A 15,247-nucleotide genomic window follows, 5' to 3' on the forward strand; every position below is an offset into this window, starting at 1 on the left:
GGCGGCCGACATGGTGCCGCCCGGCGCGATCTGCAGCGCATCGGCGGGCCGCCACGGCAGCGCCCGGGGACGCGGATGGATCGCCGTGAGGCCGAAGCGGGCGGCAAGTGCGCTTGCCGGGGCGCCTGCCTGGCCGCCTGCCTGGCCCCCTGCTCGGGCGCCTCCGCCGCCGGCATAACCCCCATCCGCGTCCGCGCCGGCAAGCCCCTCGTCGAGGCAGGCGAAGCGCGAGGCCGGTGCTCCTGGCTCGCTCGCGCGCACCGGATAGCGCGCGAACGCCGCCAGATACGGCACCGCCAGCTCCGGCGCGAGGCTGCGCAGCCAGGCGATACCCGTTGGCGCGATGCGCATGCGCGCCGCCAAGGCCGCCATGCCGACGACGGTCTCGACGCGCTGCCGCAGCGCCGGCACCGCGTCGGCCGGGATCGCGCCCAGCAGGCCCGCATGCGGCGGCATGGCGTTCCCGTCCCCGCCTTCCGCGCCGGCAAACAAGGCGCCAAGATCCCGCTGCAAGCGGGCACCGTCCTCGAGCCAGCCGCGCAGCACCGCGTCCGGCTGCAGCCGCCCCACCTCCTCCAGCACGGCAAGGTCCAGCGGCTGCATCATCTGGTCCAGGCAAAACAGATGGCTGCGCACCGGCAACGCGTGCCGACCGGGCGCCGCCAGACCCATCGCGCCCATGGCGGCGCGCCCGTTGTCGATCCGCTTCAGCACCTGACGCGGACCGCGTTCGACCACGACATAGTCGTCGGCCTTGTCGTCGCCGGGCCCGCCGACCAGTTCCCGCAGCAGCGCCCGCGTAAACGAGGCGACATCGATCGCGCGCAGCGCGGCCGGCTCCTCGCGCAGCAGTTGCGCCAGCGAGCGGCCCGCGACCGCTTCGATGACCTGCACATTGAAGATGCGCGTGCCGCTGCACAGCTGCATCGGCACACTGGCCGGCATGCCTCGCCCGCCGGTCAGGCGGCGGTCCAGCGCATGCCATATCGCCTCGCTGCCCGGCGCTTCCGGATCGAACTTGACCCAACAGACCTGCTCGCGCCCTTCGGCCTCGAAGGTGACCGGCAACACGCGGTGCGAGCCCGGCTGACCGGCGGGCTTCGGCAGGACATTGCCCTGCTCGTCGAACAACTGCCGCGCGATCTCGGGCACCAGCGTACGTACGCCGATGGCGTGGGACGTCGGAACTCGCACCTGCACCGCATCCCAGGCGGCTCCCCATGCCGCCCTTGCGCTCGCGCTTGCCCCCGCCGCTGCCGCATTCCCCTCGTCGGCCAGCCAGCCATCCAGGCGCGCGCGAAACGCCGCCTGCCGTTCGGCCCATTGCGCGCGCCAGCCGTCGGGCCACGGCACCAGGCCAAGTGCGCGCAGCCGGCCTTCGTTGCCCGCCACCGCGCACAGCGCATCGCGCCAGACGCTCCAGCGCTGCATGGCCTCCTCGGGCGGCACGCCGGCCGTCGCCGCCTCGTAGTGGCGGCGCAGTTCGGCCGCCGGGGCGCGGCGCACCGCCAGCGTGGCGGCAAGGCTCCGCGTCGCCTCCAGCGACAACGTCCGGCCCGCCGCGCCGAGCACGAGCGGATGCAGCGCGGGATCGGCGTCGTCGAGCCGGCGCAGCGCGCGCACGGCCTCGCCGACCGGCCAGGGCGGGCGTTGACCGATGCCCGCGAACGCCGATAGCGCCGCCCGCAGCGGCAGCACCACGCGGTCGTGGACGGCCTGCAGCATGCGGCGATCCGACGGGCTCCATGCCGCATCGGCCCGTTCCGCGCGCCGGTTCGCCTGCAGCTGCAGCCGATAGCGCAGCATCTGTACCGCTGCCATGGCCCAGCGCCAGTCGGCCAGGAATGGCGCCGAGAACCGCTTGAGTGCGTCGAGCCGCGCCAGCGCCGCGCGCGGCGGCGTGTCGGGGTGGCCGGACAGCAGCGACAGCGACGTCAGCGCATGCACCAACGGGCCGCGATAGCCGTGCTTCAGATCGAGGCCGCCGCCGGGCGGATGCGCCAGCGCGTCGCCGAGCCGCACCATGTCGGCCTGCAGCTGGCGCAGCGCCAGATCTTCGCGCGCGCACAGGCGGCCCGGGTCGTCCGCGCGCAGCGGCACGTCGAGCACGGCCGCCATCGCCGCCGACAGCCGCCGCATCAGCGTGGGCTCGCCATGCGCGAGGCATGGCGTCAGCAACGAGAAATGCAGCCCCTGGTCCGAATCGGGATGGACGTTGGCGTTGGCGGTGCTGCGCTGGCGCAGCATGTCGGCAAGCTGCTCGGGCGTGCCCGTCCAGGCCAGCGCCGACGCCGCCACCCGCACGCCGGCGTCGACCTCGAAGCCGCCCGGCGCCGGCAGCGGATGATCGCCGCCCGCCGCCGTTTCGCCGAGGCTGCAGACGGCCAGGTCGAACAGCCGCCCGAAGTTGGCGAACCATGCCTGCGCGAGGCTGCCGGCCGGTGCGGGCTCGGCCAGCAGCAGCGCATATTCGAAGTCGGAATACGGACTCATGTCGCCGCGGCTCATCGAGCCCAGTCCGACGATGGCGAACGCGCACGGCGGCTCGGTCAGCATCCAGTGCCGGCAGGCGCGCGCGATCTGCGCGACCAGCGCCTTGTAGCGCGCGGTCATCCGTTCCTGCAGTTCCTCGATGGGCAGCGGGGTTTCCCAGTCGCGCAACGCCGCGCGATCGCTCGGATCGGGCAGATCCACATGCGCCAGCTCCTCCGCGGCCTGGGCCCGCAAGGCCTCGAGGCTGTCGCGCAGCGTGCGCCAGACCGGCCGTGGCGGATCGGCGGGCGCCCCCGGCACCATCGATCCGCCGCGCAAGGCCTGCGCCATGCGCCGATGCGCGCCGCAGTCGTAGTTCCTGAGCGAGGCCACGCACTCTTCCTGCTCGACGTTGCGCACCACGCTGTCGCACCACGCGGCGCCATGCGCGTGCAGGCCGATCGCGCCGGCCGATTCGGCAAGCAGCAGCACGCGCTGCGCGACGTCGACGAAGTCGATCGCACCTCGGGTGGTCCGGCGCAAGCGGTCCAGCGCCGCGGCGATCGCGATGGACAACTGGCGCGCCGGCAGGGCCTCGCGCGGGTCCTCCTCCGGCGCGAGCGCCATGCCGTGCGCGGCCATCAGCGCCTCCGCGCGCGCCACCGCCTGGAACAGGCAATGCGCGCGCTCCAGCATCCGCAATGGCGCCGCCATCGACGCGCACTGCATGCCGAGGTCGAACAGTGCGGCACGCAGTTGCACCTGCGCGCGCGGCGCCCACTGTGACAGATGCTCGCGCACCATCGCGGCTTCCAGCCGGTCGATCACCGCGCCGAGCTCCCCGGCGAGGCGGCCGCCGGCGGGCAGCAGGCGCCGCGCGTGATGCGCGTAGCAGAAGCCCTCCTTCCAATGGCTGCCGCGCGTCCACATCCGCACCAGCGCCTCGTACAAGGGCACCATGTCGTCCCGGCGGGTATGGTCCAGCGCCGGGTACCGCTGCAGCAGCAGGCGCAAGCAGGACAGGCAGGCCTTGGCGCAATCGGCGCCGGCGTCGCGGTACAGCGCGACCAGCTTGCCAAGCAGCCGCGGCACGCCGACGGGCGGATCGGCCTGCGCGCGCAGCATGCCTGCGATGCCGTGCAGGCCCTGCTGGACCGTCATGCCCTCGTGGTCGTGTGCCGCGCCCTCGTCGCCGCGGTCCTCGTCGACGCGGCCTTCATTGATTCGGCCATCGGCATCGGCAGCCTCGTCCGCGGCGTCGTGCGCCGCGTGCAGGCCGCCGGCACGCAGCGCGCCCAGCACCGCCGGATCGTATGGCACCTGGGCGGCGAGATCGAGCGGCGTCAAACCCTGCCGGTTCCTGGCCTTGCAGTCCGCACCCGCTTCCAGGAGGCAGGTCACGATGACGCGCCAGTCCTCGACGTCGTGGCGCCCCGCGGCACGAACCGCCCAGTGCAGCGGCGAGTCGCCGTCGTCGTCGACGGCGCGCGCCAGCGCGGGCATGCCGGCCAGCAGGTCCTTGACCCGCCGCCGGTCGCCGGCGAGAACGGCATCGCGCAGCGCGTCCCGCTGCGTGCCGGGGGAAAGGCCGGCCCCCAGCTGGACCAGCATGCCGATACGTGTGCTGACGGTGCTGAACATGGCGATGCAACCCTCCCGGACCCGCTCCGTTCGATGGATGGCACCGCCTGGCTGCGGGCGCCGGCGGCGCAGCGAACGGTAGGCGATGCCCCTGCCGACAACCAGTCGGCGCGGATCATTCGCGACAGAGACGATGCCAAATTCGACAGGGCACGGGGCGCGGGCCGTTAGATTCGGAGCCCGTCCGGTCTCGTCCGTATTGCGTCCACATTGCGTCCGCATTGCGTTCGCGTTCGTCGAGTTCGTTGCGCTCGTATTGCGCTCTTATTGCGCTCGTATTGCGTTCGTACTGCGTCCGTATCGCGCGCACATTGCGCCGGTATTGCGCCGGTATTGCGCCGGTATTGCGCCGGTTTTTGCGCCCGTATTGCGTCCCCTCAGCCGGAGAACCGCCATGCTGTCCGTATCCGCTCACAACGCCCTGAGCGCGCGCGCCGACGCGCTGACGCAGCAGATGGCGCAGGCCGCCATCGCGCACCATCCAGTGGTGTCCCCGATCGAGGAACTGGAGCGATGGCTGAGCCGGCGCTCGCAGGTCGTGCATCTTCAGTTGACGCTGCTGCGCGACGATCGGGCCGATGATGCCGACGAAACGCACTCCGCCGCGCCGCACGCGCAGCAAGCCCTGGCCAGGCGCTATCTCGCCGAACTCGACGCGCTGGCCGCCACGATCGCCGCGCGCTATCGCGAAACCATCGAGGCTCGCATGCCCGAAGCGAGGACCGCCCATGTGGTCGCCGAAGACGGCAGCGGCTTCGTCCGCCTCGACGCCGACGAAGTGGCGCGCCGCGTCGCCCGCTTCGATCGACGGCTCGCTGAAGAGATGGCCGTGCACCGGCGCTTCTCGTTCGGGCCGCCGACCCGGTGGGCAGCCTTGCGTGCCGATCTGGAACACGAGTGGACCGCGCTCGAAGCCATGCTGTGCGAGTTGAAAGACCAGCTCGATGCCTTGAACCTGCCCACGGTCGAGCAGCAGGCACGCGTCGCGCAGGCGCTGGCGCGGCTGCGCGGCGAGCGCCATGCCACGGTGGTCGACGCGGGGCTGCACCAGGGTTGGCTGCAGGCCTGCAGGCAGGGCCGTCTCGACGTCGTGCAGGCGGTGCTGCAGACCGTGCCGGACGCCGAGCGCAAGGCCTTCATCGACCGGCCCGGGCCGGACGGGTGCAATGCCTTCCATCTGGCCTGCGAGCACCACGAACTCGCGCTCGCCGTGTCGCTGTTGCGGCTGGGTGCCGATCCACACAGGCGCACCGAGCTGGGCCGCCTGCCGATCCAGCTGGCCACGCACGAGGACCATGGCGAACGCACGCGCACGCTGCTCGCCTGGCTGAAGATCCAGGGCGCCGATCCCCTGGCCCGCGACGACAATGGCCGCAGCGCGCTGAACGAAGCCGCCTATCACGGCAACCGTTCGGCGATCGGCTGGCTGCTCGAACAGGGCGCGAGCCTGGCCGAGCGCGACCGCCAACAGCGCACGCCGCTGCATGCGGCCGCCGCCGCGGGCCATGCCGCCACGGTGACGCTGCTGCTGGCGGGCGGCGCCGACCCGCACGCGCGCAATGCCGCGGGCGAGCGGCCGATCTTCGAGGCTTGCCGGATGGGACGGGTCGAAGCGATGCGGGCCTTTCTCGATGCCGGCCAATGGCTGGACGCGGACGAGCGCCGGCAATTGCAGCAGAGCGGGATGGTCGGCGAGACGGCGGTGGCGCAGGCCTGTGGTGCGCCGCTGCGGGCCGCGCTGGCACAGGCGGTGCCTGCGGTGCACGCCTCCGCCAACGCCGCTGCGGCGGGGGTCTACGGAGCAACGACAGGGAAAGGACTGGCGGGACAGCCGGTGGGAACGGCGGCCGGCACGGGCGCCAGGGTGGCCGTCACGGCCGACGCGGCCTCGAAGGTGGCCGCCGCCGCGGACTCGGCCTCGAAAGCGAGGCAGGGTCCGCGTCTGCCGCCGGCGCTGCGGCGCCTGCGGCAATGGTTCTGATCGCGGCGCGCCCGGGGAGAGCGCGCCGCCCCGCCGCAAGCATCGGAGCAAGCAGCGGGATCGTGCGGCGGCTTACTTCTTGTAGTTCGCCACGCCGTCGGTGATTTCCTTGTGCGCTTCCTCGATGCCGCCCCAGCCCTCGACCTTGACCCACTTGCCGGCCTCGAGCGCCTTGTAGTTCTCGAAGAAGTGCTTGATCTGGTCCAGCGTGTTCTGCGGCACGTCCGACAGGCCCTTCATGTAGGCCGTGGCCGGCGACAGCTTGTCGACCGGCACCGCGACCAGCTTGGCATCGACGCCGGCTTCGTCGGTCATCTTCAGCATGCCCAGCGCGCGGCAGCGCACCACGGCGCCGGCCAGGATCGGGAACGGAGTGATCACCAGCACGTCGACCGGGTCGCCGTCGCCCGACAGCGTCTGCGGAATGAAGCCGTAGTTGGCCGGATAGCGCATGCCGGTGCCGATGAAGCGGTCGACGAACAGCAGGCCGGTTTCCTTGTCGGCCTCGTACTTGACCGGATCGCTCTGGGCCGAGATCTCGATGATCACGTTGAAGTCGTTCGGGATGTCCTTGCCCGGCGGGACGAGATTGAAGCTCATGCGGTTCTCCAGATGCCTGTATTCGGCCGGTATTTGGCCAAGGTTTGACGATGGCCGGCATTATAGCGGCTCGGTCTGACCGGGAACTGACAAGCCCGGGGACGAGCCCGGCGGCCTTGCCGACGCGCTGCCGATGCGCTGCCGATGCGCTGCTGACGCTCTGGAGACGCTCCGCCGGGGCGCTGCCGGCGGCGCGCCCTTGCAGCCGCGCGGCCCGGCTGGGCGATAATGCCGGCTTGGAATTTCAGCCGGAGCATGACGATGCACGCCCAGCACTTCGTTGCCAACCGCCTGATGGCGCCGGATTCCGGCATGCGCATCAAGGTGTTCGACCCCTCCACCGGCGCGCCCTTCGCCGAGATCGCGCGCGGCAACGCGACCGATATCAACGCCGCGGTCTATGCCGCCCGCCAGGCCTTCGATGGCGCCTGGGGCGCGCTGTCCGCCGCCGAGCGCGGCCGCCTGCTGACTGACCTCGCGCGCAAGCTCGCCGAGCACGAGGCCGAGCTGGCCGCGCTCGAGGCGCGCGACACCGGCAAGCCGCTGAGCCAGGCGCACGCCGACGCCCGCGCGATCGCCCGCTATTTCGAGTTCTACGCCGGCGCGGCCGACAAGCTGCACGGCCAGACCATCCCGTATCAGAACGGCTATACGGTGCTGACCGTGCGCGAGCCGCACGGCGTCACCGGCCATATCGTGCCGTGGAACTATCCGCTGCAGATCTTCGGCCGCAGCGTCGGCGCGGCGCTGGCCGCCGGCAACGCCTGCGTAGTCAAGCCCGCCGAGGACGCCTGCCTGTCGCTGCTGCGCGTGGCGGAACTGGCCGCCGAAGTCGGCCTGCCCGAGGGCGCGTTGAACGTGGTGACCGGCTATGGCCACGAAGCCGGCGCCGCGCTGGCGCGCCATCCCGGCATCGACCATCTGTCGTTCACCGGCTCGCCGCAGACCGGCAAGCTGGTCGCGCAGATGGCCGCCGAGAACCATGTGCCGGTGACGCTGGAGCTGGGCGGCAAGTCGCCGCAGATCGTGTTCGCCGACGCCGATGTCGATGCACTGGTGCCGGTCGTGGTGCGCGGCATCGTGCAGAACGCCGGGCAGACCTGCTCGGCCGGCAGCCGGCTGCTGGTCGAGCGGCCGCTGTACGACGCGCTGCTGGACCGGCTGGCGATGGTGTTCGAGTCGCTGCGGGTCGGCCCCGCCGAGCAGGACCTCGAATGCGGACCGCTGATCAGCCGCAAGCAGCAGCAGCGGGTCTGGGACTTCGTCTCGGACGCGCAGCACGCCGGCATCCCGGTGATGGCGCAGGGCCAGATCGTCGCCGACGCGCCCGAGACCGGCTACTACCAGGTGCCGATGCTGCTGCGCGACGTGCCCGCGACGCACCGGCTGGCGCAGGAGGAGGTGTTCGGCCCGCTGCTGGCGGCGATGCCCTTCGACGACGAGCAGGACGCAATCGCGCTGGCCAACGGCACGCCCTATGGCCTGGTGGCCGGCATCTGGACGCGTGACGGTGCGCGCCAGCTGCGGCTGGCCCGCAAGGTCCGTGCGGGCCAGGTCTTCATCAACAACTATGGCGCCGGCGGCGGCGTCGAATTGCCGTTCGGCGGCTCCGGACAGTCGGGCCACGGGCGCGAAAAGGGTTTCGAGGCGCTATACGGCTTCACCACCCTCAAAACCATCGCCATCCACCATGGGTAATATCAATTTCCTCTCGGTCGCCTTCGCCATCTTCTTTTTCTGGATGGCCTGGCACGTCAATCACAAGCGCGCCACCAATCCCTCGGGCATGCCGCGGCTGCAGGTATTCAAGCGCAAGTGGGGCGAAACGATCGGCGACCGGGTGCACTGGTGCCTGTATGTCGCGCTGCCGTTCCTGCTGGCGCTGATGATGGTGGCCAATGCGCTGCGTGGGCGCGGGCCGTTCTCGGGCTAGGCTGGCCCAGCCGGACGGTGGCGGCGATGGCCACCGTCGGCCGATGCGTTGTGCGGGGATGCGTGTAATGCGTACCTGATGCCTGCCGGACCGTCCCTCAGATCGCCACCATCTCGAAGTCTTCCTTGCGGGCGCCGCATTCCGGGCAGGTCCAGTTGATCGGCACATCCTCCCACTTGGTTCCGGGCGGGATGCCGTCTTCGGGCGCGCCGGCGGCTTCATCGTAGATCCATCCGCAAATCAGGCACATCCAGGTCTTGTATTCCATAGGGTGGTGACGTCTCGATTAAAATTCAGCGCAGATGGTACCGAATCGACGCGCGGCGCGCCACCGGCATCCCGGTATTTGGCGCCGAAATCGATGGCGATTGACGCGGATTGCAGCCGATCGCAGACGGTTCGCGCGAATTGGCGTCCGCCCGCCTCCCTCCCGGCGGCGCCCCCTCTCCTCTTCCAGGCAGATCACGACATGTCACGAAACCAGCAGCTTTTCGACCGCGCCCAACAGACCATTCCCGGCGGCGTCAATTCGCCGGTGCGCGCCTTCCGCTCGGTCGGCGGCACGCCGCGCTTCATCGAGCGCGCCGAAGGTCCCTACATGTGGGACGCGGATGGCCAGCGCTACATCGACTACATCGGTTCGTGGGGTCCGATGATCGTCGGCCATGCCCACCCCGAGGTCGTCAGTGCGGTGCAGCGGGTCGCGGCCGGCAGCTTCTCGTTCGGCGCGCCGACCGAGGCCGAGATCGAGATGGCCGAGGAAATCTGCAAGCTGGTGCCGTCGATCGAGCAGGTCCGGCTGGTGTCGTCGGGCACCGAGGCCACCATGAGCGCGCTGCGGCTGGCGCGCGGCTTCACCGGGCGCGACCTCATCATCAAGTTCGAGGGCTGCTATCACGGCCATGCCGACAGCCTGCTGGTCAAGGCCGGCTCGGGCCTGCTGACCTTCGCCGACACCACGCAGAACGCGCCGTCGTCGGCCGGCGTGCCCGCCGACGTCACGCGCCACACGATGGTGCTCGAGTACAACAACGTCGAGCAATTGGAGCAGGCCTTCGCGCGCCACGCCGGCGAGATCGCCGCGGTGATCGTCGAGCCGGTGGCCGGCAACATGAATCTGGTGCGTGCCAGCGACGCCTTCCTGCAGGCGATGCGCCGGCTGTGCAGCGCCGACGGCGCGGTGCTGATCTTCGACGAGGTGATGACGGGCTTTCGCGTCGCGCTGGGCGGCGCGCAGGCGCACTACGGCATCAAGCCCGACATGACGTGCCTGGGCAAGGTGATCGGCGGCGGCATGCCGGCGGCGGCCTTCGGCGGCCGGCGCGACATCATGGCCAAACTGGCGCCGCTGGGCGGCGTCTACCAGGCCGGCACGCTGTCGGGCAACCCGTTGGCGGTGGCGGCCGGCATGGCGACGCTGAAGCTGATCCAGGCGCCCGGCTTCCACGACAGGCTGGCGGCGCAGACCCGCAAGCTCGCCGATGGCCTGGCCGAGGCCGCGCGCGCCGCGGGCGTGCCGTTTGCCGCGGACGCGGTCGGCGGCATGTTCGGGCTGTATTTCCGCGAGGGCGTGCCGGCCAGCTTTGCCGAGGTCACGCAATGCGATACCGCGCGCTTCAACCGCTTCTTCCACGCGATGCTGGACAACGGCGTCTACCTGGCGCCGTCCGCCTTCGAGGCGGGCTTCGTCGGCGCGCAGCACGACGACGCGATCCTCGAGGCGACCTTCGAGGCCGCGCGCCGGGCCTTCGCGGCGCTGTAACGAGGGCAGAGAGGCGCTGCGGCAAGGCGGTGCGGTGAGGCGCTGCAGTGAGGCGGTGCGGTGAGGCCGCGCAGTGGGGCGGTGCAGTGAGCCCTGCAGCAAGGCCGCGCTTCCCGCCGCTGCCTGTCCGCGCCGGCCCCCTCTCCCAGCCCGCTCCGTGGATGAATCAAGCGGCCGGTGCGCTACACTGGCGTTCCGATGATCCACGGAGTTTCCGATGCGCGCCTTCCTTTCCTCGTCGCCCACCTTCGCTTCGTCGCGGTCTTCCCTGTTGTCGCTGCGCCCCTTGCGCTGGCTGCTGCTGGCCTGGCTGGCGAGCCTGCTGAGCGCCTGCGGCTACAACGACTTCCAGGCCAAGGACGAAGCCATCAAGGCGGCCTGGGGCGAGGTCGTCAACCAGTACCAGCGCCGCGCCGATCTGATTCCGAACCTGGTCAATACCGTCAAGGGCTACGCCTCGCATGAGCGCGAGACGCTCGAGGCCGTGACCAAGGCCCGCGCCACCGCCACCAGCATCCAGGTCACGCCCGAAACGCTGAACGACCCGCAGGCCTTCCAGCGCTTCCAGCAGGCGCAGGGCGAACTGAGCGGCGCGCTGTCGCGGCTGCTGGCGGTCGCCGAGAACTATCCGCAGCTCAAGGCCGACGCCGCCTTCCGCGACCTGCAATCGCAACTGGAAGGCACCGAGAACCGCATCACGGTCGCGCGCCAGCGCTATATCGCCGCTGTGCGCGACTACAACGTGCTCGCCCGCAGCTTCCCGACCAACCTGACCGCGATGATCTTCAACTACGAGGTCAAGCCGTCGTTCACGGTCGAGAACGAGAAGGCGATCTCGACGCCGCCGGCGGTCAAGTTCTGATCCTCGTGCCGATGACCTTCGCCGCAGGACTTCGGCGCTGGCTGCGGGCAGCGCTGGCGCCCACGCTGTTGCCGATGCTGGCTTCCATGCTCGCGCTGGCGATGCTGCCTGGCGTGGCCGGCGCGGCGCGTGCCCAGGGCGACGGCTTCGTCGCGGTGCCGCCGCTGGCGCAGCGCGTCACCGATCTGACCGGCACGCTGGCGCCGGCGCAGCGCAGCGCGCTGGAGAACGTGCTCGCCGAATACGAGCGCACGCGCGGCAGCCAGATCTTCGTACTGATGGTGCCGACCACCGATCCCGAGACCATCGATGCCTATGGCATCCGCGTGGCCGACGCGTGGCGCGCCGGCCGCCAGGGCATCGACGACGGCGTGATCGTGCTGATCGCCAAGGACAATCCGCCCGGCCTGCGCAAGATGCGGCTCGAAGTCGGCCGCGGCGTGCAGGGCTCGCTGACCGACGCGATGTCCAAGCGCATCCTGCAGGACATCATGGCGCCGCATTTCCGCCAGAACGATTTCTATGGCGGCCTGGCCGCCGGCATCTCGGCGATCCAGGCGACCATCGACAAGGAAGGCCTGCCCGGCCCGCAGACGCGCCGCCAGGCGCAGCAGAGCGGGCTCGCGGACTGGCTGCCGGTGCTGTTTCCGCTGCTGATCATCGCCTTCTTCCTGTTCTCCGCCACGCGCGGACGCCGCCGGCAGATCGTGGTCGGCCGGCGCGGCTGGGATGCCGCCGCAGGCGGCCTCGGCGGGCTGGGAGGACTCGGTGGCCTCGGTGGCGGTTGGGGTCGCCATCATGGCGGCGGCGGTTTCGGTGGCGGCGGCTTCGGCGGCGGTGGCGGCTTTGGCGGTGGAGGCGGCGGCGGCTTCGATGGCGGCGGCGCTTCCGGCAACTGGTAAGGGAACGACATCATGCCTACCCGTTCTCCTTCCCCCGCCGGCGGACTGCGGCGCGCCCTGCGCCATGCGCTGACCCCGGTCTCGTTCGCGCACCGCCACTTCCCGCCCGATGCGCTGGCGCGGCTGCAGCGCGCCGTGCGCGACGGCGAACGCCAGCATCGCGGCGAAGTGCGCGTGGTCATTGAATCGAGCCTGCCCGCGATGCAGGCCTGGGCCGGCGTGACGCCGCGCGATCGCGCCCGCGCACTATTCGCCGCGCTCGAGGTCTGGGACACCGCCGACCACACCGGCGTGCTGCTCTATATCAACCTGGCCGATCATGCGGTCGAGCTGCTCGCCGACCGCGGCATCGATGCCCGCGTCGAGCACGAGACCTGGGCCGCGCTGTGCCAGTCGCTGGCACATGGTCTCGCCAGCGATCTGTCGATCGAGCCCGTGCTCGCCACGGTGGCACAGGTCCACGCGCTGCTGGCCCGGCACTTCCCGCAGCACGGCGACGGCAATCCGAACGAGCTCGACGACCGGCCGATCGTGCTGTAACGGGGGGCGCCGCTACCGGCGCTCCCGCCTTCCTGGCGCACCGGCGCACCGGCGCTCCTGCCCGCGGGCGTTCATGCGCGCCTGCGCCGCGGCGTTCCCGCGTTATGCCGCGGCCGCGCCGCGATACCGCCGCGCGCCCATCCAGTACCAGATCGCGGCCAGCGCCTGCAGCCCGACCAGCACGGCCCATGCGGCCAGATGCGCGCGCACCGGATAGCGGCCCGCCACCGCCGGCCACAGGTCCAGCACCATGCCGATGCCGAGCTGGCAGAGGAAGATCGCCAGGAACACCGTCAGCGTCAGCGCGGTGGTCGCGCGCCCGATCATCGCGCCGTCGAACTGGCGCGCCAGCACCGCGTAGGTCAGGATGCCGGTCGAGCCGAACACGCCGTAACCCGACCACAGCAGCCACGCGGGCAGCGGCGCGCCGGCCATCAGCAGCCCCTGCACCACGATGAACATCGTCATGCCGGCGCCCGCGAACGCGTACAGGCTGACGCCGAGCCGCTCCAGATGGCGCGCGGCCCAGCCGGTCACCACGCAGCCGCCCATCATCGCGAAGCCGATCAGCGAGACAAGCCTCGCGGCCTGGGCCGGCTCCACGCCGCCGACATCGCGCAGGAAGGCGCCGACCCACAGGCTCTGCACCGCGAGGAACACGCCCTGGTTCAGCAGCGTCAGCGGCACCACGCGCCAGAACGGCGCGCTGCGCAGGATCGCCACGGTGCCGCGCCATTGCGCGCCCAGGCTCTCGCGTGCGCCGGGCCGCGCGGCCTCGGGCGCGCCGAACCACAGCAGCAGCGCCATCGCCAGCGTGACGCCGCCCAGGCCCATGCAGACCGCGCGCCAATCCACCAGCGACAACAGCCAGTCGAGCGGCGTACCGACGACCACCGCGCCGAGGCCGCCGATGGCCATCACCAGCCCGTTCAGCAGCGGCATGCGCGACAGCGGAAACCACATCGACAGCGCCTGGATCGCGGCGCCGAGGCAGACGGACACGCCCACGCCGATCAGCATGCGCCCCGCCGCCAGCGCGGCCATGCCCTCGCCCAGCGCGAACAGGAGCGTGCCGGCCGCCGCCACCAGCAGCAAGGCCGCCTCGGTGCGGCGCGGACCGAAGCGGTCCAGTAGCAGGCCGGCCGGCAATTGCGCGCAGGCAAAGCCGAGGAAGTAGCAGCTGGTCAGCAGCCCCAGATCGCTGGCCGACAGTCCCAGCTCGCGCGACAGGTACGGCGCGAAGCCGAAATTGACCCCGCGATAGACGTAGGAGACGAAGAAGCCGAGCGAGAAGATCGCCAGCACGCGCCAGCGCAGGCCGTTGGCCGCGGCGGGAAGTCCGGAAGGAGAAAGCGTTGCGGTTGTCATGCGCGGATTGTCGGCGCTCCGGCCCGCCGGCACCAACGAAGAATTCCCGCCCGGATTGTGAGTAAAATTTGACGGCCGACGTTCGATTGTGCCGCTGTCTCCATCTCGGTTTCCTCGATCTCGGCTTCGCCCCTCCCGGTTTCCTCCCTCCCTTCCCTCGACACCATGGCCCAGGTTCCGCATCTTCCACCGCTGCAGGCGCTGCGCGCGCTGGAGGCGGCGGCGCGCCATCGCAGCTTCTCGCGCGCCGCGGAGGAACTGGCGCTGACGCACAGCGCGATCAGCCACCATGTGCGCGCGCTGGAGCAGAGCCTGGGCACCAAGCTGTTCCAGCGGGCCGGCGCCCGCATGCTGCCCACCAGCGTCGGCGCGCGGCTGGCCGAGCGCGTACGCGCGGCGCTCGATGGCCTGCAGCAGGCGCTGAACGAGGCCGGCGGCGAGGGCGAGCAGCCCGCCGTCCGGCTCGAGGTCAGCGTGATGGCGGACCTGGCCAACGCCTGGCTGATCCGGCGGCTGCCCAGCCTGTACGAGGCGATGCCGATGCTGGACGTGCACCTGCGCCTGCATGCCGAGATCCCGCCGCCGGACCCGTATTCGGTGGACGTCGGCATCTGGCACCAGCGCGTCGACCTGCCCGGCTTCGAATGCCACCGGCTGATCGAGGACACCGTCATCGCGGTGGCCAGTCCCGCGCTGCTGGCCCGCTATCCGGGCTTCACGGTGGCCGACCTGCCGCGCCTGCCGATGCTGCGCTTCGCGCTGCGTTCCTGGCGCGACTGGCTCGAGCAGGCCGGCCTGCCGACGAACGAGCCGGAGCGCGGGCCGATCTTCCAGGATGCCGGCATGCTGCTGCAGTCGGCGGTGGCCGGCGTCGGCGTGGCCACGGCGCGCGCGCTGCTGGCCCACGACTATCTGGTCAGCGGCGCGCTGGTGCAGATCGGGCCCACGCGCATTCCGTCGACGCTGCAGTACTGGATGATCTGGCGCGAAGGCCATCCGCACGAAAGCGCGATCCGGCGCATGCACGCGTGGCTGCGGCAGCAGATCGAGGCGTCGCGCGTACCCGATGCCGGCGCCGCCGACTGACACAGCGGCGTATCGGCGACGGGCACCGGGTATTCCTTCGGCGCCGCTTTGTTTCAGGATCGGAACACTTTGGCCAGCCCGCGCAGGGCCATGCCGTAGG

11 protein-coding genes and 1 pseudogene are annotated in these 15,247 nt (G+C 71.2%); 8 read left to right on the top strand and 4 right to left on the bottom strand.

Going from position 1 to position 15,247, the window contains the following annotated elements; translation table 11 throughout:
* Positions 1-2,379: 2,379 nt before the first annotated feature.
* Positions 2,380-4,335 (bottom strand): annotated as a pseudogene (locus tag F1599_RS26600) (DUF294 nucleotidyltransferase-like domain-containing protein); the annotation flags it as partial.
* Positions 4,336-4,507: 172 nt separating this feature from the next.
* Here F1599_RS26600 and F1599_RS14985 point away from each other — a divergent pair.
* Complete coding sequence (locus tag F1599_RS14985; protein WP_190286363.1) at positions 4,508-6,094, top strand: ankyrin repeat domain-containing protein; 1,587 nt, start codon at positions 4,508-4,510, stop codon at positions 6,092-6,094.
* Positions 6,095-6,166: 72 nt separating this feature from the next.
* Here F1599_RS14985 and ppa read toward each other — a convergent pair whose 3' ends face one another.
* On the bottom strand, positions 6,167-6,694 hold the full coding sequence (gene ppa, locus F1599_RS14990) for an inorganic diphosphatase (RefSeq protein ID WP_006577062.1): 528 nt from the start codon (positions 6,692-6,694) through the stop codon (positions 6,167-6,169).
* Positions 6,695-6,955: 261 nt separating this feature from the next.
* Between ppa and F1599_RS14995 the strand changes: the two genes are divergently transcribed.
* Positions 6,956-8,392, top strand: coding sequence for an aldehyde dehydrogenase family protein (locus tag F1599_RS14995; RefSeq protein WP_150083601.1), 1,437 nt, complete (start codon positions 6,956-6,958; stop codon positions 8,390-8,392).
* Positions 8,385-8,627 (top strand): hypothetical protein, encoded by a 243-nt coding sequence (locus tag F1599_RS15000; protein ID WP_006577064.1) that lies wholly within the window; start codon positions 8,385-8,387, stop codon positions 8,625-8,627. Before F1599_RS14995 ends, F1599_RS15000 begins: the two co-directional genes overlap by 8 nt.
* A gap of 97 nt (positions 8,628-8,724) precedes the next feature.
* On the opposite strand, the gene F1599_RS15005 is transcribed toward F1599_RS15000, so the two are convergent.
* Positions 8,725-8,895 (bottom strand): rubredoxin, encoded by a 171-nt coding sequence (locus F1599_RS15005; RefSeq protein ID WP_006577065.1) that lies wholly within the window; start codon positions 8,893-8,895, stop codon positions 8,725-8,727.
* A gap of 201 nt (positions 8,896-9,096) precedes the next feature.
* Between F1599_RS15005 and hemL the strand changes: the two genes are divergently transcribed.
* From hemL to F1599_RS15025, 4 genes are all read left to right on the top strand, one after another.
* The gene (gene hemL, locus F1599_RS15010; RefSeq protein ID WP_150083602.1) at positions 9,097-10,389 is read left to right on the top strand and encodes a glutamate-1-semialdehyde 2,1-aminomutase; all 1,293 of its coding nucleotides are present in this window, start codon (positions 9,097-9,099) and stop codon (positions 10,387-10,389) included.
* 217 nt (positions 10,390-10,606) lie between these two features.
* Entirely contained in the window at positions 10,607-11,251 is a 645-nt protein-coding gene (locus F1599_RS15015) for a LemA family protein (RefSeq protein ID WP_149316919.1), read from the top strand.
* A gap of 74 nt (positions 11,252-11,325) precedes the next feature.
* A complete protein-coding gene (locus tag F1599_RS15020) occupies positions 11,326-12,153 on the top strand; it encodes a TPM domain-containing protein (RefSeq protein WP_150083614.1) in 828 nt (275 codons plus the stop codon).
* Positions 12,154-12,165: 12 nt separating this feature from the next.
* Entirely contained in the window at positions 12,166-12,693 is a 528-nt protein-coding gene (locus tag F1599_RS15025; RefSeq protein ID WP_149316918.1) for a TPM domain-containing protein, read from the top strand.
* 102 nt (positions 12,694-12,795) lie between these two features.
* On the opposite strand, the gene F1599_RS15030 is transcribed toward F1599_RS15025, so the two are convergent.
* The gene (locus tag F1599_RS15030) at positions 12,796-14,061 is read right to left on the bottom strand and encodes an MFS transporter (RefSeq protein ID WP_150083603.1); all 1,266 of its coding nucleotides are present in this window, start codon (positions 14,059-14,061) and stop codon (positions 12,796-12,798) included.
* A 165-nt stretch (positions 14,062-14,226) separates the two neighbouring features.
* Between F1599_RS15030 and F1599_RS15035 the strand changes: the two genes are divergently transcribed.
* The gene (locus tag F1599_RS15035) at positions 14,227-15,147 is read left to right on the top strand and encodes a LysR substrate-binding domain-containing protein (protein WP_149316916.1); all 921 of its coding nucleotides are present in this window, start codon (positions 14,227-14,229) and stop codon (positions 15,145-15,147) included.
* The last annotated feature ends 100 nt before the right edge of the window (positions 15,148-15,247 follow it).

The sequence above is a fragment of the Cupriavidus cauae genome (assembly GCF_008632125.1).
GTDB lineage: Bacteria > Pseudomonadota > Gammaproteobacteria > Burkholderiales > Burkholderiaceae > Cupriavidus > Cupriavidus cauae.

Coding starts and splice junctions, on each gene's coding strand:
- F1599_RS14985 (WP_190286363.1), top strand. CDS start 4,508: ATGCTGTCCGTATCCGCTCACAACGCCCTGAGCGCGCGCGCCGACGCG.
- ppa (WP_006577062.1), bottom strand. CDS start 6,694: ATGAGCTTCAATCTCGTCCCGCCGGGCAAGGACATCCCGAACGACTTC.
- F1599_RS14995 (WP_150083601.1), top strand. CDS start 6,956: ATGCACGCCCAGCACTTCGTTGCCAACCGCCTGATGGCGCCGGATTCC.
- F1599_RS15000 (WP_006577064.1), top strand. CDS start 8,385: ATGGGTAATATCAATTTCCTCTCGGTCGCCTTCGCCATCTTCTTTTTC.
- F1599_RS15005 (WP_006577065.1), bottom strand. CDS start 8,895: ATGGAATACAAGACCTGGATGTGCCTGATTTGCGGATGGATCTACGAT.
- hemL (WP_150083602.1), top strand. CDS start 9,097: ATGTCACGAAACCAGCAGCTTTTCGACCGCGCCCAACAGACCATTCCC.
- F1599_RS15015 (WP_149316919.1), top strand. CDS start 10,607: ATGCGCGCCTTCCTTTCCTCGTCGCCCACCTTCGCTTCGTCGCGGTCT.
- F1599_RS15020 (WP_150083614.1), top strand. CDS start 11,326: ATGCTGGCTTCCATGCTCGCGCTGGCGATGCTGCCTGGCGTGGCCGGC.
- F1599_RS15025 (WP_149316918.1), top strand. CDS start 12,166: ATGCCTACCCGTTCTCCTTCCCCCGCCGGCGGACTGCGGCGCGCCCTG.
- F1599_RS15030 (WP_150083603.1), bottom strand. CDS start 14,061: ATGACAACCGCAACGCTTTCTCCTTCCGGACTTCCCGCCGCGGCCAAC.
- F1599_RS15035 (WP_149316916.1), top strand. CDS start 14,227: ATGGCCCAGGTTCCGCATCTTCCACCGCTGCAGGCGCTGCGCGCGCTG.